Origin of the sequence: Paenibacillus konkukensis (assembly GCF_023523925.1) — a bacterium.
Classification (GTDB): Bacteria; Bacillota; Bacilli; order Paenibacillales; family NBRC-103111; genus Paenibacillus_S; species Paenibacillus_S doosanensis.
In genome coordinates this window covers 3,546,219-3,571,365 of the sequence record NZ_CP027059.1, presented here as the reverse complement: position 1 = coordinate 3,571,365, position 25,147 = coordinate 3,546,219, and the positions used below count along the sequence as shown (strand labels likewise).

Annotated in this window: 21 protein-coding genes; 14 read left to right on the top strand and 7 right to left on the bottom strand. The window is 54.8% G+C overall.

Annotated features, from left to right (window positions below):
* Window positions 1-5: 5 nt before the first annotated feature.
* On the top strand, window positions 6-2,684 hold the full coding sequence (locus SK3146_RS15230; protein WP_249865827.1) for a YhgE/Pip domain-containing protein: 2,679 nt from the start codon (window positions 6-8) through the stop codon (window positions 2,682-2,684).
* A gap of 108 nt (window positions 2,685-2,792) precedes the next feature.
* On the opposite strand, the gene SK3146_RS15225 is transcribed toward SK3146_RS15230, so the two are convergent.
* Window positions 2,793-3,254, bottom strand: a complete 462-nt coding sequence (locus SK3146_RS15225) for a DUF2269 family protein (RefSeq protein WP_249865826.1) — start codon at window positions 3,252-3,254, stop codon at window positions 2,793-2,795.
* A 309-nt stretch (window positions 3,255-3,563) separates the two neighbouring features.
* Here SK3146_RS15225 and SK3146_RS15220 point away from each other — a divergent pair, with 309 nt between their 5' ends.
* The 4 genes from SK3146_RS15220 (at window position 3,564) to SK3146_RS15205 (ending at window position 9,561) form a co-directional block, all read left to right on the top strand.
* Window positions 3,564-4,769, top strand: a complete 1,206-nt coding sequence (locus SK3146_RS15220; protein ID WP_249865825.1) for a hypothetical protein — start codon at window positions 3,564-3,566, stop codon at window positions 4,767-4,769.
* A gap of 84 nt (window positions 4,770-4,853) precedes the next feature.
* Window positions 4,854-5,732 carry a hypothetical protein gene (locus tag SK3146_RS15215; protein ID WP_249865824.1) on the top strand — a complete coding sequence of 293 codons (879 nt, stop codon included), beginning with the start codon at window positions 4,854-4,856 and terminating at the stop codon, window positions 5,730-5,732.
* A gap of 146 nt (window positions 5,733-5,878) precedes the next feature.
* Window positions 5,879-7,195: an MFS transporter gene (locus SK3146_RS15210; protein WP_249865823.1), complete on the top strand. Its 1,317-nt coding sequence runs from the start codon at window positions 5,879-5,881 to the stop codon at window positions 7,193-7,195.
* Window positions 7,196-7,506: 311 nt separating this feature from the next.
* Complete coding sequence (locus tag SK3146_RS15205; protein ID WP_249865822.1) at window positions 7,507-9,561, top strand: molybdopterin-containing oxidoreductase family protein; 2,055 nt, start codon at window positions 7,507-7,509, stop codon at window positions 9,559-9,561.
* Window positions 9,562-9,787: 226 nt separating this feature from the next.
* Here the strand turns inward: SK3146_RS15205 and hxlB are convergent, their stop codons facing one another.
* Window positions 9,788-10,345: a 6-phospho-3-hexuloisomerase gene (hxlB, locus tag SK3146_RS15200; RefSeq protein WP_249866307.1), complete on the bottom strand. Its 558-nt coding sequence runs from the start codon at window positions 10,343-10,345 to the stop codon at window positions 9,788-9,790.
* A gap of 5 nt (window positions 10,346-10,350) precedes the next feature.
* Window positions 10,351-10,983, bottom strand: coding sequence for a 3-hexulose-6-phosphate synthase (gene hxlA / locus SK3146_RS15195; RefSeq protein WP_249865821.1), 633 nt, complete (start codon window positions 10,981-10,983; stop codon window positions 10,351-10,353).
* Window positions 10,984-11,849: 866 nt separating this feature from the next.
* Between hxlA and SK3146_RS15190 the strand changes: the two genes are divergently transcribed.
* The gene (locus SK3146_RS15190; RefSeq protein WP_249865820.1) at window positions 11,850-12,203 is read left to right on the top strand and encodes a winged helix-turn-helix transcriptional regulator; all 354 of its coding nucleotides are present in this window, start codon (window positions 11,850-11,852) and stop codon (window positions 12,201-12,203) included.
* A 142-nt stretch (window positions 12,204-12,345) separates the two neighbouring features.
* Here SK3146_RS15190 and SK3146_RS15185 read toward each other — a convergent pair whose 3' ends face one another.
* Window positions 12,346-13,563 (bottom strand): MFS transporter, encoded by a 1,218-nt coding sequence (locus SK3146_RS15185; protein WP_249865819.1) that lies wholly within the window; start codon window positions 13,561-13,563, stop codon window positions 12,346-12,348.
* Window positions 13,564-13,693: 130 nt separating this feature from the next.
* On the opposite strand from SK3146_RS15185, the gene SK3146_RS15180 reads away from it, so the two are divergent.
* On the top strand, window positions 13,694-14,578 hold the full coding sequence (locus SK3146_RS15180) for a LysR family transcriptional regulator (RefSeq protein ID WP_249865818.1): 885 nt from the start codon (window positions 13,694-13,696) through the stop codon (window positions 14,576-14,578).
* Window positions 14,579-14,833: 255 nt separating this feature from the next.
* Here the strand turns inward: SK3146_RS15180 and SK3146_RS15175 are convergent, their stop codons facing one another.
* Complete coding sequence (locus SK3146_RS15175) at window positions 14,834-16,036, bottom strand: MFS transporter (RefSeq protein WP_249865817.1); 1,203 nt, start codon at window positions 16,034-16,036, stop codon at window positions 14,834-14,836.
* 428 nt (window positions 16,037-16,464) lie between these two features.
* Here SK3146_RS15175 and SK3146_RS15170 point away from each other — a divergent pair, with 428 nt between their 5' ends.
* The 5 genes from SK3146_RS15170 to SK3146_RS15150 all read left to right on the top strand — a co-directional run bounded on the left by SK3146_RS15170 (window position 16,465) and on the right by SK3146_RS15150 (window position 19,700).
* Window positions 16,465-16,860 (top strand): Fur family transcriptional regulator, encoded by a 396-nt coding sequence (locus tag SK3146_RS15170; RefSeq protein WP_249865816.1) that lies wholly within the window; start codon window positions 16,465-16,467, stop codon window positions 16,858-16,860.
* Complete coding sequence (locus SK3146_RS15165) at window positions 16,839-17,585, top strand: winged helix-turn-helix transcriptional regulator (protein ID WP_249865815.1); 747 nt, start codon at window positions 16,839-16,841, stop codon at window positions 17,583-17,585. The genes SK3146_RS15170 and SK3146_RS15165 overlap by 22 nt, the downstream gene beginning before the upstream one ends.
* Window positions 17,586-17,798: 213 nt before the next feature.
* Window positions 17,799-18,731 carry an NAD(P)/FAD-dependent oxidoreductase gene (locus SK3146_RS15160; RefSeq protein WP_249865814.1) on the top strand — a complete coding sequence of 311 codons (933 nt, stop codon included), beginning with the start codon at window positions 17,799-17,801 and terminating at the stop codon, window positions 18,729-18,731.
* 60 nt (window positions 18,732-18,791) lie between these two features.
* Window positions 18,792-19,034: a glutaredoxin family protein gene (locus SK3146_RS15155; protein ID WP_249865813.1), complete on the top strand. Its 243-nt coding sequence runs from the start codon at window positions 18,792-18,794 to the stop codon at window positions 19,032-19,034.
* Between the two features lie 96 nt (window positions 19,035-19,130).
* Window positions 19,131-19,700: a peroxiredoxin gene (locus SK3146_RS15150; protein WP_249865812.1), complete on the top strand. Its 570-nt coding sequence runs from the start codon at window positions 19,131-19,133 to the stop codon at window positions 19,698-19,700.
* A gap of 81 nt (window positions 19,701-19,781) precedes the next feature.
* Here SK3146_RS15150 and SK3146_RS15145 read toward each other — a convergent pair whose 3' ends face one another.
* Window positions 19,782-21,209, bottom strand: a complete 1,428-nt coding sequence (locus tag SK3146_RS15145) for a transposase (protein ID WP_434006817.1) — start codon at window positions 21,207-21,209, stop codon at window positions 19,782-19,784.
* A gap of 521 nt (window positions 21,210-21,730) precedes the next feature.
* Between SK3146_RS15145 and SK3146_RS15140 the strand changes: the two genes are divergently transcribed.
* A complete protein-coding gene (locus SK3146_RS15140) occupies window positions 21,731-22,534 on the top strand; it encodes a (2Fe-2S)-binding protein (protein ID WP_249865811.1) in 804 nt (267 codons plus the stop codon).
* A gap of 185 nt (window positions 22,535-22,719) precedes the next feature.
* Window positions 22,720-24,408, top strand: a complete 1,689-nt coding sequence (locus SK3146_RS15135; protein WP_249865810.1) for a methyl-accepting chemotaxis protein — start codon at window positions 22,720-22,722, stop codon at window positions 24,406-24,408.
* Here the strand turns inward: SK3146_RS15135 and SK3146_RS15130 are convergent.
* Window positions 24,398-25,123: an MOSC domain-containing protein gene (locus SK3146_RS15130; RefSeq protein ID WP_249865809.1), complete on the bottom strand. Its 726-nt coding sequence runs from the start codon at window positions 25,121-25,123 to the stop codon at window positions 24,398-24,400. The two genes, SK3146_RS15135 and SK3146_RS15130, sit on opposite strands and share 11 nt — an antisense overlap.
* Window positions 25,124-25,147 lie beyond the last annotated feature (24 nt).

The window sequence follows — 25,147 nt, the reverse complement described above, 5'->3', positions numbered from 1 at the left end:
TGCGGATGAAAAACATATTTCAAATATATAAAACGGATTTATTGAATATTGCTAAGGTGCCTACGGGGCTGCTGCTGATGGTCGCTTTGGCTATTCTTCCTTCCGTCTATGCCTGGGTGAACCTGAAGGCGATGTGGGACCCTTACGGGAACACGTCTGGCATCAAGATCGCCGTGACTAGCAAGGACGAGGGAGCTTCCGCCAAAGGCAAGACGTTCAATATCGGCAGCGAAGTCATAAGCAGCCTCCATGATAATCATAAGCTGGGCTGGACGTTCGTGGATGAGGAGGAGGCGCTGCACGGCGTGGAGCGCGGCGATTACTATGCGAGTCTGATCATTCCCGCCGACTTCTCGGGCAAAATTGCCAGCGTGCTGGAAGGCAATCCGCAAAAGCCGGAAATTATTTATACCGTTAATGAAAAAGTAAACGCCGTCGCACCGAAAATTACCGAGAAGGGCGCTTCCAGCGTGACGACGCAAATTAGCGAAAATTTTATCCGGACGGTCAGCGATACGGTACTGTCGCGCATGAAAGAGCTGGGACTTGAGTTCGAGGCGCAGCTGCCGACGATCCGTAAGATCGAGAGCCGCATCTTCGAGCTGGAGAAACGGCTTCCCGAGATCGAAGGCGTAGGGAACAGGGCGCTGGAGATCGAACAGAAGCTTCCGGAAATTAGGGAGAAGGGCGATAAAATCGTCCGGCTGGAGCAGCAAATTCCCGAGATCGACAAGGCCGGGGACGCGGTGCTTAAGATCGAGGAGCGCTGGCCCCAGATTGAGGACGCCGCCGGCGAGCTGCTGCTCATTCAGGAGAAGCTGCCGGACATTCAGCGGGCGGCCGACCGGGTGACCGAGCTGGACCAAAACTTTTACAAGGTCGAGGACGCGCTCAACAAGGCGGTGGACGATACCCGCAAAGCGGGAGAAATTACGAGCGCCGCGCTGGACGCGCTGCCGAAGCTGGAGGCGATCGCCGTTGACGGAGGCGCGTTCGCGGACGAGCTGCAGAGCTTTTTGCAAACCAACGACGCCGCTTTTCAGGCGCTCATTCCCGTGGTCAAGCAAAATTTGATCCTGATGCAGCAGACGGCCGACGACGTTACCGAAATTACAGAGCAGCTGCAGGATGCCAATCTCGATCCCAAGCCGTTTCTCGCCGTGCTCGGCTTTGCCGCGGACCGGCTGGCGACGGCGGTGAACGTGCTCGACCGCCAGATCGATTTGTTCACCCGGCTGAACAAATATTTGCCCAAAGCTCCGCTGACGGACAACATTGAGCGGCTGAGCGCCGTACGGTCGAACTTCACCCAGCAGATTGAGCAAATCCGCTCTATCGTGACGGCGGTTCAGAACGGAGAGAAGCCGGCCAAGGACATCGTGTCCAGCTTGAACAAGCTGTCCAAGGAAGCGAGCATGGCGCTCGGATCGATATTGTCGAAGTATGATTCGGAGATCGTGCCGAACGTGACGAAGGCGTTAGACCAGATTTTGTCGGTCGCCAAGAACAGCGCCGAGGTGCTGCGGACGCTAAAAGACAAGCTGCCGGACATCAAGGGCATCTTGCAGGATGCGCAGGCGGGCATTCAATTCGCCGCGAGCGGGCTTGAGGCGCTGCAGCAGGATTTGCCGCAAATCCGCGCGAAGATTCACGAAGCGGCGGAGGCGGTGCAGACGAAGATGGGGCAATTCACCGAAGCGCTGAATGCGGCGGCTCCCTTCATTCGCAACGACCTGCCGAAGGTCGGGCAAAAGGTGCATCAGGCGGCCGATTTCGTGCGCAACGATCTGCCGGAGGCCGAGGAGGAGCTGCGCAAAGTAGCCGACTTGTACCAAACCAAGTTTCCCGAGGTGGAGAGCGCGGTGCATCAGGTGGCGGATATGGTCCGAGACGATTTGCCGCAGCTGGAGGATGCCGTACATAAGGCGGCGGACGAGATCCGCAAGGTGGAGGGGGAAGGCAGCATCGCCGAGCTGCTGAACTGGCTGCAGAACGATATGACGAAGGAGAGCGATTTTCTCGCCAATCCCGTTCTCATCCAAGAGGTGAAGAAGTACCCGATTCCGAATTACGGTTCGGCGATGTCGCCGTTCTATACGACCTTGTCGCTGTGGGTCGGGGCGATGCTGCTCGTGTCGCTCATGCGGGTGGAAGTCGAGGAGCCGGAAGGCATCGTGTACAAAAGCTACGAAATTTACTTCGGCCGGATGTGCATCTTCCTGACGATCGGCTTCTTCCAGGCGCTCATCGTCTCGCTCGGCGATTTCTTCATTCTCGGCACCTATGTCGTCCATAAGTTTTGGTTCGTCGTCTTTGCGATTTTGATTAGCGCGGTGTTCGTAACCATCACGTACACGCTAGTATCCGTGTTCGGCAATATCGGCAAAGGGATAGCGATTATTTTTCTCGTGCTGCAGTTTTCCAGCTCCGGGGGCACGTTCCCGGTCAGCACGGCGGCTACGTTCTTTCAGAAGCTGAATCCGTTCGTACCGTTTACTTACGCGGTCGGAGCGATGCGCGAGGCAGTAGGGGGCATACTCCTGAGCGCCGTACTGAAGGATGTGCTTTTCCTGATCGTCTTTATAGCGGTTTGCTATGTCGTCGCTCTGGCGCTGAAGAAGCCGCTCAGCGGTTATACGAAGCGCGTAGCCGAGAAGGCGAGACAGACGAAGCTGATTTCATAATCGCCGCGCCGGATTGCGCGGATTAGGCTTACAGAGCCGCCCTCCTTACGCTGAGAAGGAGAGCGGCTTTTTGCCTGTAGGCGCCGCAGCGGATTTTTTCATCACCTTTCAGAAGCTTCGGCTCACCATTAGATAGAGGATAACGACAGGCAGCAGTGTAGCGGCTACGCCGAAGATAGCCCAATAGCGGGAAGCGCGGGAATAAGCGTCGGACATGCGCCCATTCCGGACGTCCGCGGCGCTGTGGCGGATCATAGCTCGCTGCAGCGGAATGAGCACGGCCAGCCAGATGATGCCCGTTATCGCGAATAAAATCAGCGATAGCGTAAGCCAATTCAGCCCCATCATCGGCATATCGGCGCGAACGGCCATAACAACGCCGGAGAGCACGATGAGAAGTAGCCCGGGCAAAGTAAAGACCATATCGGCGAGCATGACGTTCTTGGCCGCGCTGTGGATAATAACGGGGTCTTTCTGCAAATCCGCGCGAACTTTCCAAAACGCCGCCGTTATAATATTGCCTACAAATAAGACCGCTCCTATCAGATGCAGAACAAGCCATAAGTTCATTATGCATTCATCCTCTCGTAGGGGAATTTGATTTCTTGGCGCGAGGCTGATCAGAGCCGCTTTATACGATTATTATACAAACCGACCATCGGTTTGTAAATGAAAAGATGATCATTACTTTTAATAACATACCAAGCTGCTGGAAATGTGTTGAAGCGGATGGATTGATGCGACAATCGCTGTGCAGCGGTTTGCCTGCAGGATTTGGACTTGACTTGTAAAAGGCGCTTGCACAACTAATTTCGTTTTTTAGCGTCTAAAACAATCGAGTTAATAAATGGTATCATTCGGAAAATAAGGAGCTATATTATGGGCAAAAATTGGACCGTTTGTACGATTGCCGCAATGATCTGGATCTGCAGCGGTGTTCATGCCGTTACGGCCTCTGCGGTTGAACAAGCCGTGGTTCCTTCCGGTTCTGTCATCGTAAACCCGCCAGAGCTGTTTCGAATTCCCTCTACGATCGATTTGTTAAGCGAAACCCCTTTTTATTCGGAGCCCGGAAATCCTGCCGCGGACCCTGTAGGCACGTTCGCCGCACAGAAAGGCATTCAAGTTCTCGGCGGAGAGTATAAATGGGCGAGAGGACGCAGTTGGTGGCTGATCTCCACTTATCTCGGTTCGAAATGGATTTCTCCTGAGCCATGGAATATCACTGTCCCTCCTCCCGAAAAAATCCATCTGGTATCGGAGACCCCTGCTTATGCCTCTATGGATGACACTGTCCCTCCTACTGCGCTTTTAACTCCACAAGAGGTGCGGGTAACCGGAGCGGAGAAAATGTGGTTTTACGCAAACAGCAGCGATGAGAAACGATGGGTACGCATACAGACTCCCAACCTGGGAGAGCAGTGGGTGCATCTATCCGTCGGAAGCATCGGATATGTAAAGCCGGCGGATTATTATTCGTACTATGGGAGCGGTCAATTTTTGCTGGACGATCCCAATTACTACGGCCCTTACGGCTCGATGGCCGGACCGATGTTCCAGCAGACAGTCAACGAAACGCTTCACGTTACCGGCGAATATGTCAATGTGTACGATACCAGCTATCAGGTGGAGACGGAGCAAGGACCGAAATATATCCACGAGCAAGGGATACCGGTCCTTCGGAAGAATGAACCCTTGACTTTGCTTAACGACACGCCTTTATTTGCGTTCGCTACTTACCGAAGCGGGCTCTCCGTTGTGCTGCACCCGCAGACGGTAAGCTCCTTTGAGCAGCTTCGCGATTCCAACGTATACCATGTGCATACGAGCTTCGGGGACGGCTGGTTGGATCTCGGGCTTACGGAGCCGTCGAACACGGTGAAGACGAGCGCTCCCTTGGAGCTCAAAGGCTCTCACCCGTTATACCAGTTTCCGTTCGAAGGGTTGGAATTGGGCGGTTTTCAGCTAACTAACGTTACCGTTTACCCGAGCGCATATTGGGAAGATCCTAACGGTACGGTGTGGTATTTGGTGGATAATCAGAACGCGAAGTATTGGATAAAGAAAGATCCTGACCACAACTAACACATTTACAGGTCGTGTGCATTCAAGTTATTTATCTTCACGACCCGTATGAGATGTACTTAACAGAAAGGAAGCCCCCAATTGATGAATACATTCCATCGTATCGCGTTCACTACGCTGTCCGTGCTAACCGTTGCCGCCGCCGGATGCGACGCGGGGCAAATGCCCGATTCAAGCGTCATCCCCGAAAACTTCTTAACTGAGCAGCGCCGTCAGCAGCCGGCGCAAGCGGCGTACCGCCCGGACTTGTTTCCGGAGCAGGCTGCGATTCCGTTCGGCGAAAGCATCATGCATCCGTTGGAACCAGCTTCCTCCCCGAGCGGAGCTAAGCTGATTCAAAGCTTTCCTCTTGCGGATACAAAAGCAGAAATTCGCATTTATTCGGATACGGATGCGTCCTCGAACTTGACCGGATATCTTAAGGGCTTGCAGACGGAGTGGAAGCTGGGCTCCTTGTCCGCTGCCGCTCCCGGGCAGGTGCGGATTACCCCGTTGAACTGGATCGCCGGGGAATGGACCGGAGCCGAGATTGCAAGCACGTCCGATTCCGCGGCGGCGAAGAAACGGCTTGCAGTTTATCATCAACCTACGGATTCGTGGAAGGTCATCGATTTCCAAGGGCACGGCGCCATGGCAGCGGATCTCGACGGCGACGGCGTTACTGAATGGGTTGGAAACCAAACGGATTGGGTGCCCCCTGCCGTGGAAATTCACCGCTGGAATCAGGAGCGGGGCCGCTTCGAATCAACCGTTGTCCAGCTGGACCCCGGCTTGTTTCCGGATATGGCCGGCGATACGCCTTCCTATTCTTCGCTTTTTGAAGAGGAGGGCAAGGCTTTTATTGAAATCGGCGACGACGATGCCTATGCCTTTTTTACCTATGACCGCGGAATGTTGAAAAAGTACCGGCCGGCCGACACGCGTGACCGCGTCCTGGAAATGCAAATGAAGCGGAGCCATTGAATGGTTGCAAGCCCGGATTACAGCATAATGAAAATTATCCCGGACGACAGGATAAAGTCTGGTTTCGGGGAGGCTCTCCTGATATGATGGAGATACGGAAATGTAACGGCGCGAGAGCTGACTGAATGGATATGGTGGGAAAAAAGATGAATGCGAATCGGGTACTTCAATCGTTAACGTCTTCTTGGAAGCAGTTTCCGAGGGACGCCTTATTTTTTATTGCCGCCAGCTGCGTCAATGCGACGGGCAAAGCGGTGATGTGGCCGCTGACGACGCTGTATGTGCATAATGTGATGGGCAAATCGTACGGCGAAGCTGGGCTTGTCGTGCTGTACCAGGCGCTGTGCAGCGTGCTGGGGGAATTTACCGGCGGCAACCTGTATTACCGGATCGGACCGAAAACGATGATTTCGGGGTCGTTTATCATCTCGGCGCTCACGCTGTATGCGATCGCCTTCACGGATAGTTGGCCTTTGTATATAACGCTTGTCTGCTTGCTGGGATTTACGAACGGGATCTCGATGCCCTCGATGAACGCTTATGCAGGGTTCCGGTGGAAGGAGCACCGCCGGCGTTTGTACAATGTGATGTATGTTTGCAACAATGCCGGCTTGTCCATCGGAGCCATGGTCGGCGGCTTGGTTGCCGCCGTTTCCTTTCAGCTGACGTATGTGCTGACGGGAACGACGACGCTGCTGTTCGCGGTGTTTTTGTTCTTTTTTATGAAAGAGCGCGCTCTTCACTCTTTGGAGTCCGCTGAGCCGGCGGCGGCAGTCAAGGAGGATGGCCGTCACGGGCATGACGATGCTAGAGCCGCTGTCCAGGCGGAGGCTGTCCGGATGAACCTTTCCAGTCTGCTGCGCAACATCCGGCTGTATTTATTTATATCCGTCGGCTCGATGTTTTTCTGGCTGTCTTTTACGCAGTGGACGACCGGCGTCGCTCCTTATATTGAAGAGCAAGGAATGGATTTGAAGTATTACAGTCTGCTCTGGACGGTGAACGGTATTGTCATTCTTGCCTTCCAGCCGTTTACAAACTGGATCAAACAAAATTTCGCGCAAAACATCGTCCGTCAAATGCTCGTCAGCGCGCTGTTTTCGGTCGCGGCGTTTTCCTTTATTTTATTTTTCCATGAGCTGTATGTGTATTTGATTATAGGCATGGTGCTGGCGACGTTGGGCGAAATGATGCTGCTGCCGGCGATTCCGACGTTTTTCTCCGAGCGCACGGGAGTCAACGCGCCGTTCTATATGGGGCTGGCCGGCGGATTCGCCAATGTGGGACGGATGATCGGACCGCTCCTGTTCGGCCACGCTTTCGATTTGTGGGGCATTGGAGCGGTATTTTTCCTCGGGACGCTGTCTTCGCTTGCCGCGCTCGTCATGTTCTACATTCATGCGAATATGAACAAAGATCCGGACCCTGTGCCGGAAGCGGCTTTCAGAACGTTGGGGGCATAGGCGCGGCTTGGGAGAGTTGGAACTCAAGTCGGAACGCTGGGCATACGAAAAACACGATAACGGCAAGGGCGTTTCTTAAGGCGGTTTAAGACCTGGAAACGTCTTTTCCGTGTTTTTGGGGCGCAGCATATTATTCAGGGCGTTGACGATGAACCTGCTTTACTATTGCCGCCGTAAACTTTAAACTACGTTATATATTAATTCTGTTGAATAGGAAGACGAAGCAAGCGGGAACGGTCTGTCGAAGCGGCCGCGCGCTTGTGATTCGAAAGCTTTGCCGCCGGCAGTCTAACCCGGAAGGAGATGTCATAATGAACTCTGCCAAGCATGCCGCTAATGGGGTATTTCCCTCCGTATGTTCGCTGGATTGCCCGGATCAATGCGGATTGATCATTCATAAGGAGAACGGTAAAATCGTCAAAATCGAAGGTGATCCTTCGCATCCCGTAACCCAAGGCGCGATTTGCAATAAAGTGCGCAATATGGGGGAAAGGATTTACGATCCGAAGCGTCTGCAGTATCCGCTGAAGAGGGTCGGCGGCAAGGGAGAAGGCCGTTTCGAGCGCATATCTTGGGCGGAAGCGATCGATACGATCACCTCTCGCTGGAAGCAAACGATCGATGCGTATGGGGCCGAGGCGATTCTTCCTTACAGCTTCTACGGCAATATGGGGCGGATCGGGACCGAAGGGATGGACCGGAGGTTTTTCCACCGGCTCGGAGCCAGCCGATTGCTGTATTCGATCTGCCAGGCCGCCGGCACCGAGGGTTACAATTATACGATGGGCGGCGCGGTCGGCACCGACCCGGAGGATACCGTCGATGCCAAGCTGTTCATCATGTGGGGCATCAATACGGTCAGCACGAATATGCATCAGGTGGTGCTCGCCGAGAAGGCGCGCAAGAACGGCGCCAAAATCGTCGTCATCGACGTTCATAAAAATCAGACGGGGCGCTGGGCCGACTGGTTTATCCCGATTATGCCGGGCACCGATGCGGCGCTCGCTCTCGGCATCATGCATATTTTGTTCGCCGAGAACAAGACGGACGAGGCGTTTCTCAGGCAGTATACCGTCGGACACGAGGAACTGAGACAGCATGTGAAGCAGTACGACCCGCATACGGTGTCAGCGATTACCGGCGTGCCTGCGGAGGACATCGTCAAGCTGGCGCGCTTGTACGCGGATACCTCGCCGTCGCTGATTCGGATCGGCAACGGGCCGCAGCATCACGACAACGGCGGCATGTGCATCCGGACGATTGCCTGTCTGCCCGCGCTGACGGGCCAATGGCTCGTGAAGGGCGGAGGCGCGATCAAAGGCAACGGGGCGGTGCTGGAGCATAACGCGGCCGCGCTGCAGCGGCCCGATCTGCTGAAGCGCAGCACGCGCCGGATTAATATGAACCGGCTCGGCAGCGCTCTGCTGGAGCTGGAGCCGAAGATCCGCTCGCTGTACGTGTACAACTCCAATCCGGCCGTCGTCGCTCCGGACGCGAACCGCGTCAGGCAGGGGCTGGAGCGGGAGGATTTGTTCACGGTCGTTCACGAGCTGTTCCTGACGGAAACCGCCAAATACGCGGATATTGTGCTGCCGGCGACGTCTTCGTTTGAGAATACCGATTTTTACCGTTCGTATTGGCATCATTACATTCAGCTTCAACAGCCGGTCATCGAGCCTTACGGGGAGAGCAAGTCGAACACCGAGGTATTTCGGCTGCTCGCGCAGGCGATGGGCTTTGAGGAGCAGGCGCTGAAGGATACGGACGAGGAACTGATCCGCCAGGCGCTCGATCATCCGGCTAACCCGCATCTGGAAGGGATGACGTTCGAGGCATTGACGGAGCGCCAGTTTATGAAAGCGAAGGCGAAGCCTCTGTTCCCGGGCCGGCTGCGCACGCCGAGCGGGAAGATCGAGCTGTATTCCAAAGCGATGGAGAAGAAAGGCTTCCCGCCGCTGCCGACGTATACGCCGCTATGCGAGGATGGGGACTTGCCGTTTCTGTTCATACCGGCGCCGAATCATAACTTCCTCAACTCGACGTTTTCGAACAACGAGAAGCATGTGCGAATGGAGAAAACGCCGAAGCTGTTCATGAACGCCGCCGATGCGGAGGCGCTCGGCATACAGACGGGCGACGCCGTGCGCGTCTGGAATCGCCGCGGCGAATGCGAGCTGACCGCTTCGGTCGGCGAAGACGTGCTGAGCGGGGTCGTCGTCAGCCAAGGGCTGTGGGCCGACGCGCCGGGCAGCAAGCGGCTCGTCAACGCGTTGACGCCGGACCGCGAGGCCGATATGGGCGGCGGGGCCGTATTCTTCTCCGGCCGCGTGCAGGTGGAGAAGGCAGGGCGCGAACCCGGGCTGTAACCCAAAAAAGACGCTTCCGTTCCCGCTTATGTTAAAGCGGTGCCGGAGGCGTCTTTGTCTATGAAGGGGCCGGATGGCTTGCCGTCTGCGGCTCCGTTGGCTTGGCCTGTGCGCTCGTAAGCCGCTGGAAGAAGCTTATATACCGCGCAAGCCCGCAGCGCGAGCGAGATACGTGAGCTGCATGAAGGCGGGCAACTGCGATGCGGAAGCTTCTGAGCCGGCCCGCTTATTCCAGGTTGGCGTGCTTCGAGAACATCGCCGCGGCCTCGATGCCTTGACGATCCATCAGCTTGAGGACGAGGGCGTCCGTCAGCAGGAGCAGGCTTTGCTCGAACAGGGAACCCATAGGCTGGACGGTAGCGGAGCCGCCGCCTTGCTGCTCTTTGGGAGAGGCGGCTATGCGGACGGTCGCATCGGATAATTGACCTATGGTTGATTCAGGGTTGACGGTGACCAGAGCTATGTCGGCTCCGATGCTTTTGGCCTTTTGCGCCATCGACAAGAGGCTTTTCGTCTCGCCCGAGCCGGAGCCGATAATAAGAAGATCGTCCCGGCCGATCCCGGGAGTGACCGATTCCCCGACGACATAGGCGTTCAATCCGAGATGCATCAGCCGCATGGCGAACGCCCGCATCATCAGACCCGACCGCCCTGCGCCGGCCGTGAAGATGCGCTTCGCGCTGACGATTCGGTCCGCGAACTCATCGGCGGCTTCATCGGAGAGCAGGTTAGCGGTGCCATGCAGCTCCGTCAGCATGATCCGGGTATATTCCGTGATCTGCATCATCGTTACCCTTGGCGGATCAGCTTACGCATTTCGGCCGCGCCCGCCGCTTTGTCGTCCAGTCCCGTAATGCCGCCGCCGACGATGACCAGATCCGGGCTAGCTTGAATGACTTCCGGCAGCGTGCTCAATTTGATGCCGCCGGCAATGGCCGTTTTGGCCTTTTTCACGACGCGTTTGATAGAGTTGAGCTCTTCGAAGGAATTTTTGCCCGCGGCTTGATGATCGTAGCCGGAGTGTACGCAAATATAGTCTACGCCCAGCTCGTCGATTTCTTGCGCCCGTTCTTCGAGGTTTTTGACGTTGATCATGTCGACCATAATTTTGCGGTTTTGCTTACGCGCTTCTACTACCGCGCCTTGAATGGTGGAGTTGTCGGAGGCGCCGAGCACGGTAATAATATCTGCGCCGGCTTCGGAAGCTTTCATCACTTCGTAGCCGCCGGCATCCATAATTTTCAAATCGGCCAAAACCTGCAGATGAGGGAAGGCTTCCTTGATTTCTTTTACTGCGCGAAGTCCTTCATTTATGACAACCGGCGTGCCGATTTCTACGATGTCGATATAAGCTTCTACTTCTTTTACGACTTTTTTCGCTTCCGGAATATCAACGAGATCCAATGCTAATTGTAATTGCATCTGGGTCACTCCTTTTAGGTAAGTTAGGATGTCTTATGAACAAGACTTATTGTAAAAGCAAAGTTTCATTTTAGGAAGTACGCACTTCAAAGTGGTGTAGTCACTTGCAGGATACTATTGTGCGGCGGCGGGCTTTATGGGACAATAGGATACATCGGATAGCACAAATGCCCGGTGAAAAAGCAGACTTCGCTAAGCGAAGGCAATTCTGGAAAAGCGTAAGCGTTCGCCTTTGTTCTCGGATTTCACTCGTTTCACGGGCTTAAATATTCAAGAAATCCGGGAACAAGAGCGATCGGAAGTAACGGACACAGCGGCCGTTATATAAACCCTATCGGCCATTTCGGATTTCTAACGGACGCAGATGCAGTTATTTGTTGACAAATTTTCCTCAAAAAGCAATTCGGAGTAATGTAAGCGCGATGATGACCGTTACGTTTCAAAAACGTCTGTTTGCGACGACTTTAGCTCCCTGGTGTCCGTTAAAGTTAGTAACTATTCGGAGGCTGCACCTCCTGCAGCTTTCTTCCTTTCTGACCGTTCGGGCGCCTACCCGTTTCGGAGAAAGATGGTTGGGGAAGTGCTTGAAAACGCCAAGCCATTGTCTAAACGGGTACGTTGGAGCATGAAGAGGGAATAGGATATCGGATTCCGAACGCCGTTAAAGTCATTCGTGTTCCTTGAATGATTAAAAATGCTGTGACACACTCTTAAAAGCATGGAGAAAAGAGCGGAGGGCCGCTTGAATCTTGAAAGCGTCAGCGTTCGCCTTTGTCCCCGGATTTCAAGACAACAGCGATCGGAAGATGCTTTCGCATGCGCAGTCGGCGTTTTTAACTATATTTCTTAAAAGGCGGGATGAATCGATGGCAAGCGAACTGAAGGAACGGATCAATCTGAAGGAAATCAACTGCGAGAAGGAATTGACGCTCGCCGTGATCGGCGGCAAATGGAAGCTGATTATATTATGGCATCTCGGGCTGGAAGGGACGAAACGGTTCAGCGAGCTGAAGAAGCTGATTCCCTCGATTACGCAAAAGATGCTGACGAACCAGCTGCGCGAGCTGGAGGAGGATTTGCTGGTAAACCGCAAGGTGTATGCCGAAGTCCCGCCGCGGGTAGAATATTCCCTGACCGAGTACGGCCAGAGCCTGATGCCTATTCTGCGCATGATGTACGACTGGGGCAAAGATTACGGGGAAAAAGTCGTATGGAAATAAGCTGTCGGGAAGCGGCAACCGCTCCTCTCCAGCGTGGAATAAACGTGTGAGTATGAAAAAACAAGCGCAGTCCACGGGCCTATCAGCGGCTGTCGGGCTGCGCTTTTGTTTGCGAGGTGCCGCTGGCGCTGCGGCGGAACGGTTATTTCGGCGCCCCGGCTTGATGAAGAGAGGGAGCCGGCGCCTCCCGGGTTAGGGGCACGATCAACAGCGCTGTCAGCAGGAGCAGGAAGCAGATCAGGCCGATGACGCCGGGCCATCCGAAGGAGGAGAGGAACAGGCCGCCGGACCAGCCGACGAGGCTGGAGCCCGTATAGTAGAACAGCAAATACAACGAAGAAGCGTAGGCTTTGTGACGGGCCGGAGCGAACTTGCCGATCCATCCGCTGGCGACCGTATGTCCGGCGAAGAAGCCGAAGGCGAACAGGATGATTCCGACGATCATCAGCGCCGCATGGCCGTACACCGTCAGCAGTGCACCGGCCATTGACATCGCGATGCCGAGGCCGATCAGACGCGCGCGGGAATGCCGGTCGGCCAGCTTGCCGAACAGAAACGAGCTCCAGGAGCCGACCAGCTGAAAAACAAACAGAAAGCCGATCACGGTTTGGCTCAAATTGAACGGCGGCTTGGACAGCGGGTAGCCGATATAGTTAAACAGCGTTACGTAGGCTCCGAGCAGCAGGAAACCGATCCCGTACAAGCTGAGCAGCTTGACGTTCGAGAAGCCGCTCTTAAAGCCGCCGAGCCAGTGGCCGAAGGAGATGCCGACCGGTTCAAAATGGCGCGACTTCGGCAAATACAGCCAAAAACAAATGCTGCACAGGAAACTGAATATACCTAGAGCGAGCAGCGCCGTATGCCATGAGAACAAGTCCGTCAAGGCGCTGACGATGACCCGTCCGGCAAAACCGCCGACCGCGGTGCCTCCCACATAGACGCCCATAACGCGGCCGATGCTGCCCGGGGCGATTTCTTCGTTAAGATAGGTCATGGCGATCGCGGGAAAACCGGCGAGGCTGACTCCTTCGAGCAGACGGAAGGTTAAGAGCAGATGAAAGTCGGTGCTGAACGACGAAGCGACGGCCAACACCGACGTAATGAACAGCGATGCGCTCATGATGCCTTTGCGGCCCCAGGCGTTCGAGAAGACCGAGATGAACAGCATGCTGACGGCCAGCGTCATCGTGGAGAAGGAGATCACGAAGCTTGCCGTCGACGGCGAAACTTGGAATTGCTCCGCAAAAGCGCCGATCAGCGTCTGCGGACTGTATAAAATAGCAAAGGTGACCAGGCTGCCGAGCAGCATGCTCACGAGTGTCCTCCGGTAATCGGAGGTTCCGATTTCAATGTATGGCATAAGTAACGCCCCTTGCAGTGAAGTATGAATGCTGTAATTTAGTCTACTCCTTGCCAACTCATAACGTCCAATTTATTATTGTCATATAAATGGTGCATTACAGTTATTAATCGAATGGAGGCAACGAGGGATGGAGTGGCAGCAGTTGGAATATTTCCGGGCCGTCGCCAAGACCGAGCATTTCACGAAAGCGGCGGAGCAGCTCGCTATTTCGCAGCCTGCGCTCAGCCGTTCGATTACGAAGCTCGAAGAAGAGCTCGGCGTCGCTTTGTTCGACCGCATCGGCCGCTCGGTGCAGCTAAATCGGTACGGCAAGCTGTTTTTGCGCCGGGTCGACCGGGCTTTGCAGGAGATTCAGGACGGAGCCGACGAGCTTAGGCAGATGAAAGACCCTTACACGGGAACGATATCGCTCGCTTTTTTGATGACGTTCGGCTTGAGCGTGCTGCCCGAAGTGATCAGCAGCTTCAACCGCCGCTATCCCCAGGTGGAGTTTGCGCTGTATCAGAACCCGACGACCAGCATCATCGAGCAGCTGGTGCAGAGCGAGGTCGATCTGTGCATCGTGGGGCCGCTCGATTCGATGAAGGGCATCGCATGGCATAAGCTAATCGAAGAGGAGCTGTTCGTCTACGTTCCGGCCGCTCACCGGCTTGCGGCAGCCGAAGCCGTCGCTTTGTCCGAGCTGGCGGACGAACCGTTCATTGGCTTCAAAAGAGGCTACGGGATGCGCACGTTGACCGACCGGTTTTGCGCGCAATCCGGGTTTGAGCCCAGCATCCGTTTCGAAGGAGACGATGTCGCTACGGTGGCCGGCCTGGTCTCGTCGGGCCTCGGCGTCACGCTAATTCCTTCCTTTTCCGGGATCGATCCGGGCAAAATCAGGCGTCTTCGTGTCTCACAGCCGCAGTGCCGCAGAGAAATCGGCCTGGCCTGGATGAAGGATCGGACCTTGTCGTCGGCAGCCGAGCTGTTTCGCTCGTTTATCATGGAGGAATTCGCCTCCTCCCATTAAAATAACGGTGAAAAAGCGGACAAAGCAGCCAGAGCAATCTGGAGAAGCGAAGCGATCGCCTTTGTTCCCGGATTTCCCCCGTTCTACGGGCTTGACCATTCAAGAAATCCGGGAACAACAGCGACCGGATAGTGCTTTCGCCTGTGCAGCCGGCGTTTTTACCACCCTCTGGCAGTTCAACGGCAAACAAGGCTGCGCTGCAATTCCTGCAAGGAATATACAGCGGCAGCCTTGACGTTTTAGGCGACTTATCGCTTATGCGCTCTGAGCTTCCGCGGCCCGGGGCTTCTTTTTATGATGCAGACCGTAGTACAAAATAACGGTAAAGGCGACGACGATGCCGCCGATCAAATACATCGTATGATAGCTCGTTTTCGCGGCGATAAGCCCAAGAAGGTAAGAGCCGAGTCCGTAGCCGGAGTCGAAGAACACGAAGTACGTACCGGTCGCGAGTCCGCTGCGGTGGCTGGGCGACGATTTGACGGCGATCGCTTGGAAGCTCGGCAGCAGCGCGCCGTAGCCGAGCCCGATAATGCCGCCGGTCAGGAGGAATACCCCCGCCGTATGCGCCTGGCTGAGCCAGATCATGCCGATGACGAACAGGACGATTCCCGGATAGACGAGCACATGCTCTCCCATCCGGTCGAACAGCCGTCCGGTGAACGGCCGGGACAGCAGGATGACCGCGGCGAACACCATAAAGAAGTAGCTGGCCACCTGCTCCAGCCCGAGCGATTTGGCATAGACGGAGATGAAGGTCGATATCGCCCCGTACGAAAACGCCAGCACGCTGCCGGCCAGCGAAATCGGGATCGCTTTGGGCTCGATCAATTTTCTCCAGTCCCACGAGGAAGCGGAGGATGCGGGCGCGGTCAGACCGCCTTCCTTCTCCGGAATACGGGTGATCAGGGCGCACAGCAAAGCCAGCGCCGAGAGGATAAAGCACACGCCGAACAGAACGTTGAATGTAAAATGGGACGTTATCATGAGCCCCAGGAACGGGCCGATGACCATCGCCAGACTCATGAACAGACTGAAATACCCGATGCCTTCCCCTTTGCGGTGGTTCGGGATAATATGGATCACGACGGCCGACGTGGCGGTCGCGGCGATGCCGAAGCCGATGCCGTGAACGAATCTAAGTACAAGCAGGAGATAAAAAGAGCTCACGAACAAATGCAAAACGGTGCATATGGCAAAAATAGCGAGAGAGACGAGGATTAGTTTCTTCCGGTTCACTTCATCGAGCCATTTTCCGGTGAGCGGGCGGAAAATAACGGCGGCAATAATAAAAACGGTCGTAACAAGACCGATCTGCTGCTTGGACCCGTGCAAATCATCCAGCACAAAGGCGGGAAGCGTGACGGCCAGTATATAAAACGTCATGAAAATAAAAAAACTGCAAACGCAAATCGTTATGAAGTTGCGGCTCCAAAGAGCCTGTTCTTGCTGCTGCATCTTGAAACATCGCTTCTTTCTGTTAATTAGTTGTCTAGACAATTATACGCATGATAACTAAAAGTGTCAATTCATTCCCTATGAGTTTAGTTGGAATAGGGACATGCTTTATGTGCTTTTGTATGAACGCGGCAGTTATGGGGATGATAAAGACGAGGTTAGCGGCGAGCCCGCCGTTGTCAAGCTATATCGGGCAGAAGATGCGAAGCGAATTCGGCATCGTTCAGCGGCCGGAACGACGCTCCCGATGTCCGGCGGTTTATTTTTCACTCGCTACATATAGGTAATCCGGATCAGAGGCCAGGAAACGGGAAGTTTTTCCCTGTACTGGCCTTTTTTTTGATGAAATCGCAAGGAATGTATTGACTTAGACTAAGTATAATATTAGAATTAATCTAAATATAAAGCTGAGGAACGGAGGTTTGATCATGAGCAGAAAAGGACAGCTGACGCCCCAGCGCAAAGCGATCTACGAGGTGATTATGGAGTCTCACGATCATCCTACGGCTGCGGAAATTATTGAACGGCTCTCCAAACGCGGCCAGCAGTTCGCCTATGCAACGACGTATAATTCCTTACGTTATTTGACGGAGGAAGGACTGATCAGGGAATTGAAGCTGGACGGAGACGCAAGCCGGTATGACGCGAGAACGGAAGAACATCAGCACATCGTTTGCCGCGTTTGCGGAAAAGTGGACGAAGTGTTCACGCACGTTCCTGCGGAATGGGCGCGTGCCGTAGCCGAAGAAACGGGATATGTGGTGGAGGAGGAACATATTTTGTTGAAGGGAGTGTGCCCTGAATGCAGCAGCAGCGGCAAATAAACGAACTGGAGCCCGTTACGGCTCCGGCTATGGACCCGGCTCTCGGAGCTTATTGTTCGACGACGAACACGATTGTCATTATAAGCGCCTTTCCCCGTGGGCTCCATGAGCTGGTTCGCGAACTGACGGCTAAATGCTACGATGTGCTTGTATTTCACCATTTGGATGAGCAGGCGCTCTCGGCGCTGGCCGTCGATCTGTTGATTATGGACGGAACCCATGAAACGATACAGTCGAAGCCGCGGCCTTCCGCGATTAAGGCGCCGGCCGTGCTGCTGGTTCGGGGGGAACGGCAGGATCAAGATCCGGCCGTCGTATCCTCCTTTGACGACACGATGCAGTGGTCGGCCGAAGCCGCTGGCTCCGTGCTGTCCCGAATTGAAGAGCTGCTGCTGCAGCCGGGCCGCACGCCCGAGGAGCGTTCGGATCAGGTGCAGCGCAAGGAGCTTGTCGTCGATTTCAAAAAAATGGCCGTCTACCTGGGCCAAGCCCGGATCGATCTGACGAAGACGGAGTTCGATCTGCTTAAGGCGCTGCTCGATACCGGCGGAGCGGTATTGTCACGGCAGGAGCTGATGGACCGGGTATGGGGGGATCAATATTTCGGGGGCAGCAATACGGTGGATGTTCATGTCAAGAGCTTGCGTCAAAAGCTGAAGGACAATCCGAAGTCGCCGACCTATATTGAAACGGTTCGCGGAGTAGGCTACCGGCTTGCCGATTAATAGTTGTGAATCATGAAAGCAATGAGGACCGTCCGGAAGGGCGGTTTTTCTTTTCCTCATGAAATCTTCATGATAGCTTCATCAAACCTTCACGCACCCTTCATCAAATCTTCATGCTCCGTCATGACAATCATGATACTATTCATATATCAACAATTTAGATTTAGTTTAAGTTCAAGTTTAAATACGGATTCATATCGAGGGAGGTATCCAATGTACGATATGTATGATGTCATCATTATAGGCGGAGGCCCTGCAGGAGCGACGGCAGCCGTATATACGGCCCGAAGCCGCTTGAATACGCTGGTGCTGGACAAAGCTCCGAACACCGGGGCGCTCGCCCTCACTCACAAAATCGCCAACTACCCCGGGATTGCCGAAGCTTTGAGCGGTAAGGAGCTGCTCGACCGCATCCGCGATCAAGCGGCAGGCTTCGGAGCGAAGTTCAAGCAGACGACGATTACGGCGGTCGATTTGGACGGGCCGACGAAATACGTATTTACCGCCGAAGGGATCTACGAGGCCAAGGCGGTCATTATCGCCACCGGCTCCAAAGGGCGCAACCGGATGCTGCCGGGCGAGGAGAAGCTGCTCGGACGAGGGGTGAGCACTTGCGCCACATGCGACGGAGCCTTCTTCGAAGGCAAAGAGATCGCCGTCGTCGGCGACTCGGAGGAAGCGCTGGACGAAGTGATGGCGCTGGACAAGCTTGCCGCCAAAGTCCATTTCATCATCCCGCGCGGCGAGCTGCAGGGAGTCGAAGCGCTGCCGGAGCTGAGCCGTACGCAGTACTATTTCAAGGCAAGGCCGCAGGAAGTGGCCGGAGAAGAACGCGTCGAAGGGCTGCGGGTAAAAATGGCTTCCGGCGCGGAGCAGACGCTTCCGGTGGAAGGCGTGTTCGTATTTTTGTCCGGCAGCAAGCCGGGGACGGACTTCCTGGAAGGCCAAGTACCGCTCGACGAGAGCGGCTATATGATACTCGACGAGTACATGCAATCGCCGGTACCGGGGGTATTCGGAGCCGGTGAAGTGCGCCGCTCTCCTGTGAAGCAAGCTATCGTCGCCGCAGCGGACGGTGCGATCGCCGCGATGGCGGCGGACAAGTTCATTCATCGCCGGGAGCAGGTTATTCCGCAGTACAAATGACGCGTCAGGCCGAACGGCTTGCGCCGAAAATAAAACGAATTTTTTCGAGGAGGCTATTTGATGTCAACAGCTACAACGCCGGTTATCGTCTATTCCAGCACGACTTGCACCTATTGCAAACAGTTGAAAACCTATTTGACCGATCAGAATATTGCTTTCGAAGAACGCAACATCGATCATAACGACGCTTACCGCGAGGAGCTTCAAGCTATGGGCATGAGCTCGATTCCGGTGACCGTGATCGGCGACACGAGAATATTGGGCTTAAACCCGACCCGTATCAAAAAAGCATTGGCGCAGTAAGACGCGGCGTCCGCGCATCCATGGATCGGGCGCCACAGACACACTATTTGTCAAATCGATTGAAAACATAAACCCATCTTACAGGAGGAATTGACTATGACGACAACAACAGCAGGAGCAGCGGCGGAAACGATAAAAATCGGATTGCAGGCCCCTTCCTTTAACTTGCTTTCCACGATCAATCTGGAGACGCTGGAAGAGCATGTAGCGCTGGAGAACTACCGGGGGCGCTGGCTCATGGTGTTCTTCTGGCCGTTCGACTTCACTTACGTATGCCCGACCGAAATTATCGCCTTTAGCGACCATTACGATAAGTTCCAGGAGCTCGATTGCGATGTGATCGGGATTTCCGTCGACAGCATCTATACGCACCGGGCTTGGATTAACACGCCCCGCGACCGGCAGGGAATCGGACCGATCCGCTATCCGATGGCATCGGACTTCAAGAAGGAAACGGCCCGCGCTTACGGCGTGCTGGACGAGGCTACCGGCGCGGCGCACCGCGGTCTGTTCATCATCGATCCCGAAGGCGTTCTGCGTTACCAGGTCGTAACCGATATGAATGTCGGCCGCAGCGTAGAGGAGACGCTCCGCATATTGGAGGCGCTGCAGTCCGGAGGCATGTGCCCGGCGAATTGGAAACCAGGCGAAAAGACGCTGGGTTAATCATAGCGATTGTCAGGAAGGCCTGTGAAAACGGGTCTTTTTTGTAGTTTATTTAAAAGTGTGGTGAAAAAGTCCCTGTTATTACAAAATGAAGCCGTCAAAGTTACCAAAAAAACGGAACCCTGAGCATGTAGTGGAGCAAAGATACTGGGGACAGCCTGTTATCTTGGCGAGGACGGTGCAGGAAAGTGCACCGGCCCGTGGCCTTCTGGCTTTGAATCGGCACAGTCGCTTTAAATTCTGGACCATGGCCGTAAGTGTAGCTTGCTCTTGCATGCGATCAAGACCGCGGCTGCGGGCTCGATCGAGTCCATGTCTTCCTTTGGCCTCCGCAAAGGCATGTTCAATACGCGCACGCAGGGCTTGGATGTGCCGGTATGCACCATGACGCTGAATACTTTTTGCAAAATTGTAAGCCTGGATCTCCTTCTGTTTGAGACGGCGTTTGGCTTTTCGAACGGGATGCAATGCTCGGGTCTTGTAAACCGGGAATTCTTGCAGCTTGAGACTACGCAACCGGATGAGTGGGATGATGCCAAGTTCATGGAGCTGAACCAGATAGTCTGCTGACTCATACCCTTTATCTGCCGAAAGCGTTCGGATTTGGAGATGAGGATGACGAAATCGAATCGCTTGCACTTGCTTCAGGCTGACTTCTCTTTCTGCTGTACCGGATGCTAAAGAAGCCCGGGTGTCCAGGATCACGCCGGAGTGAACATCGATCAGATCATGCACCAAATAACGCAGATGAGCTTCCTGCCCTTTGCTTTTCTTATACAAACGGGCATCGGGGTCGCTGGTACTACGGTGCGTACGGTTGGAAAAGGTTTTGCCATGAAAATCTTCGTGAACAGCCTGTTCCTCTACCTCCGAATGATCGTTCCTCGTAGAGGGAGGTTTAGGGGCATCCTCCTTGTCGGTTTTCGTGTCTTCGGTATCCTCCTTGGCTTGGCGTACTAAATACGCCTCGATAGATTCGACAGGGGCCAGTTGGATTTCTGCCAAACTGTGAATGGACGCATTCGCGCGTACTTGTGTTCCGTCCACGGCCGCATCCATTTGCGGCTTAACGAGTCCTGCGATGATGCACTGGTCAACAATGTCGCGCATCAGGTCGTCAAACACCTGATGGTCCCGCCAAAACTTTCGGGTTTTCACCAGAGTGGTCCGATCCGGCAAGGCCAGCTCGGCTTCTTCGGGATGCAGAACGGCTTCAAAGTCGAGGCCGCAAAACCACAAGTAGCCCGCATGCATAGGCAGCAAATTGTACAGAGCACGCTCACTGTGGTTGAACAGATAACAAAGAACCATCAAGCGTAGCTGAAGTTCAGGATCGCTCACGGGACGACCCATATTTTCGGAATACAGAGCACGTGTACGTTCGTGAATCATGCTCCAATCAATAACACGATCCAGTTGACGAAGAAGATGGTTTTGGGGAACAAGCGCCTCCATCTCGACCATTTGAAATAGTCGAGGTTGGGTGCCTTGGCGTTTGGAAACTAGCATAAGTTTTGGCCTCATTTCTCATCGATCAGTTCCATTTATTTTACCATTTCTATTGTGTCATGACTGTACAATGCCACTTTTTCACCACGCTTTTAAAAGCTTGGTGAAAAAAGAGCGGAGGGGCCATTTGAATCTGGAAAAGCGTAAGCGTTCGCCTTTGAACACGGATTCTCTCCACAGAAAAACGAAAAAACAATCCAAAGAATCCGTTTTTAACAGCGATTTTAGGATCAAATGGACGCCGCAGCGGACTTTTTCACCACCCTTTTAAAAGCCCGGTGAACAAGAGCGAGTGGAAACCTCTATCGACCGCAGGGCGCGACGAAAGCATCGCGCTTATAAACGGGAGCCGCAATGTTTGACAAGCGGTAAGGCAGTCTCTATAATGATAATGATTTTCGTTATCAAACACAGAATCCTTTGAGCATAAGATTGGATTAGGCCGGCCTGCTTGGCGGAGCCTGATCATACTTCATACAACAATGAATACGAAAAATAAAAAGGTGCAAGGAGGGATTGCGTTGCCGCAATTTGACGCAGCATATTATGCCGGGCAGTTCGGGGTAACTTTGGAGGATAGGACGGATACGGTGTTCGGGGCGTCGTTGTCTTCTCTTGCAGGCGCAGAGGGCGCCGAATCGTTCATACGGGCTTATGCGCCGCTGATCAAAGCGCTGGAGCCGGATGTCGCGGGCACGTATTTTGCCAGCTGGTTCGGAGCGGTCTGCGCGGCGTTTCAATATTCGCTATGGCATGATAATGCGAAGCCGGATTTGTCGCTCGACAACGTGGAGCTGCAGCTTTATGTGAAGGAGCAGCGGGCAGGCATGGAGTTTCGCGTCAGACAATGGGAGAGCGAGTCGCTGCCCGACGCTGCCGCTCACCGCAGTTCTCAGGCGGTCGAGGCGATGGAAGCCTTCTACGGTCGGCAGATTCGGCCGCTGCTGGAGAGTATAGCAGGCGTCGTCGGTCTGAACGCCGGACAGCTGTGGGGCGTGATCGGCACCCGGCTGCATTATGTCAAGGACCGCTGGCTGGAGGAGGCGGAGACGGAGGAGCAGCGCGAGAGATTGAACCATGATCTGGATCAGCTGCTGCGCGGACTCGATCCGGCCGTATTCGGCCGGCCCAAGAATCCGTTCGACATCCGCTTCCGGATGATGGAGAATCCGCGCAAGCCCGGCGAGCAGATGAGAATCAAGGCGGTATGCTGCCTTGCTTACAAAACGGATACCGGCCACGGTTATTGCTTCACCTGTCCTCGCTTGTCGGAGCGGGAACGTCAGGAGAAGATCGACAAGATCAAAGCGGAAGCGGTGCGGTAAGGTTCATTTTTGGAAAAATACGGATTTAAAGGCGAGCGGAGACAAGCCGTTGCAGCCCTTTCGAGCGAAAAGCTCGGAAGGGCTGTTTTCATTCTTAACACCATTTTAACAGGGCGTATTGTAAGATGAGGGGAGAAAGCGACGAATCGTGTCAACATATGCATTTTTGTAACTGGAGGGCTTCAATGAAATTGTCCATTGGCAAACAAATTATTATCGGTTTTTTGATCGCGCCTTTGCTGCTTGCCGTGATCGGAGGAATGTCATACCGCTATTTGCAGACGGTTAACGATTCGTATTCCGCCCTCGTCGAGGTGCAGGCCCGCGCCGCTTTTGACGCTCATGTGATCCAATTCGACGCCGCCCAGCAGATGAACTTTCTTAACGCGTATTTCGTTGTGAACGACAGCCAATATTTGCTGGGATTTCAATCGACGAACGCCGATTTGAACGATCTGGTCGGCCGAGTGTCGGGGAACTTGTCGGAGGACGGACGGGCATCGGCGAATGAAATCGCCGAGCTGAACAAGAAATTGCAGGCGCAAGCGGAGCAAGTGGTGAAGCTGCTGAAGACAGATCCGCAAGAAGCCAGGAGACTGATCGGGGCCGAGGTGCTGCCGACCGGCTCCGAGATCAAGAATGTGTCGAAAACGGTCGTCGACCGTCAAGAGCAGCTGATGAACGAGGATTATCGGACAAATGCCGGGCTTGTGGAATCGACGCGCCGGATGATCGTCGCCGCCAGCGCCGCGGCGATTCTCATCGCTCTGACGTTCGGGATCATTTTGGCTGCCCGCATATCGCGTCCGCTAGCTTTGGTCAGCCGTCAACTGAAAGACATCGCCGAAGGGGAAGGAGATTTGACCGGACAGATCGTCATCCGCTCCGGAGGCGAATTCGGAGAGCTAGCCGCCTCGTTCAACGGGATGGTGAATAAACTGCGGGAGCTGATTCGGCAGGTCGGAAGCCATGCCGAGCAATTCGCCTCCCATGCCGCCGGGCTCCATTCCAGCGCCGCTGAGACCGGAGAAGCCTCGGAGAAAATCGCCGCTACCGTGCAAGAGGTAGCCTCCGGGTCTGTGAAGCAGCACGCCAGCGTGGAAGAAAGCATGCGCGTCATCGATGTCATGTCGCATCAGGCGGGGCAGATTTCGGATAAATCCCGTCATGTGTCCGTGATCGTCGGTCATGCGAAGGAAGCGGCTCTGCAGGGGGACGATACGATCAGGACGGCGATGAAGCAGATGGCATCGGTGCACGATACGATGAATTTGATGAACGAAGTCATCGCAGGCTTACAGGAGAGGTCGATGGCTATTGAGAGGGCGATTCAGCTTATAACCGATATTGCGCGCAGAACCAATCTGCTGGCATTGAATGCGGGCATCGAGTCCGCCCGCGCGGGAGAGCACGGAAGGGGCTTCGCCGTCGTAGCCGGGGAAGTGCGCAGCCTTGCGTCCCAATCCGCTCATTCGGCTGCAACGATCGTAGAGATGATCGCCGATATCCGCGAGAAGACCCATAGCGCGGCGCTGCTTATGGCCGAGAGCCGCAGCGTCACCGATGCAGGGCTGCAGGATGTGAATCATGCGGGCGCGGCGTTCGGCTTTATTGTCGAGTCGATCGGGGAAATCGACCGGGAGATGTCGGAAGTCACCGAAGCTTCCGGCAGAATGGAAAGGGCAGCGGCCCATGTCTCGGAGGCGGCTCATGCGATCGCCGAAGTAGCCGCCGCGAATGCGGGCGGTACGCAGCATATTCTTGCTTCCACGAAGGAACAGCTGGCTTCGATGGGGCATGTAACGGGCTCGATACGCCATCTGACCGAGCTCGCCTCCCAGCTTCAGCAGTCGATCGCCCGGTTTAAGGTGTAAGCTTCACTTGATCTCCGACGGCAATCGTTCCTGTGCCTTGCACCGAAGCATAAACCCCGAACATAAGCTGCCGCTCTTGATGGATAAGCCGGAGCAGCGATTTGTCCTTCTCCAGCGTTTCGGGATGAATCGTAATCATCGTGCAGCGCTCGCAGGGCATATCGACCCGGACGGTTGCCGGCCCGATCGAGAGATTCCGCCCGACCCACGCCGATTCGGCGTAGGGAATATCTTCGTATAACGAAATGACGAGATTCGGGCGGAATCTGCGTTCGTCCAGCGGCTGTTTCCATTGCTCGGCCAAGGCGTTAACCGAAGATTCCGTAACAAGCAGAATGCTCGAGGTGTCGACGGCGAGCAGCCCGGTTTCATCGGGAGAATGGGTTTCCAGCGCGATGCTGCGATACTTTTCGGTGTGGACGGCCCGGACGAACTGTTCGTTCCAGCCGAATACTTGACCGTCATTGCCGGTAATGACCACTTCGGGGAAGGAACGCTCCGATCCGCTGCCCTCGAACCGGGCCCGGTAGCCTAAGAGTCCGGGAATTTCGCGTGCGGTAATGAACCGCTCCCAACCGGTCCGATCCGGATGGATCAGAGCATGGCTGCGGTCCCCGTACAGGCCGTATCGTTCGACCCGGACCTGATCCAGCTGCTCTCCGGCCAGCGATTTGACAGGGTAACGGTGAATCGATTTAATTTCTCCGACGATCAAGATGCGTCACCTCTTTGTAATAGT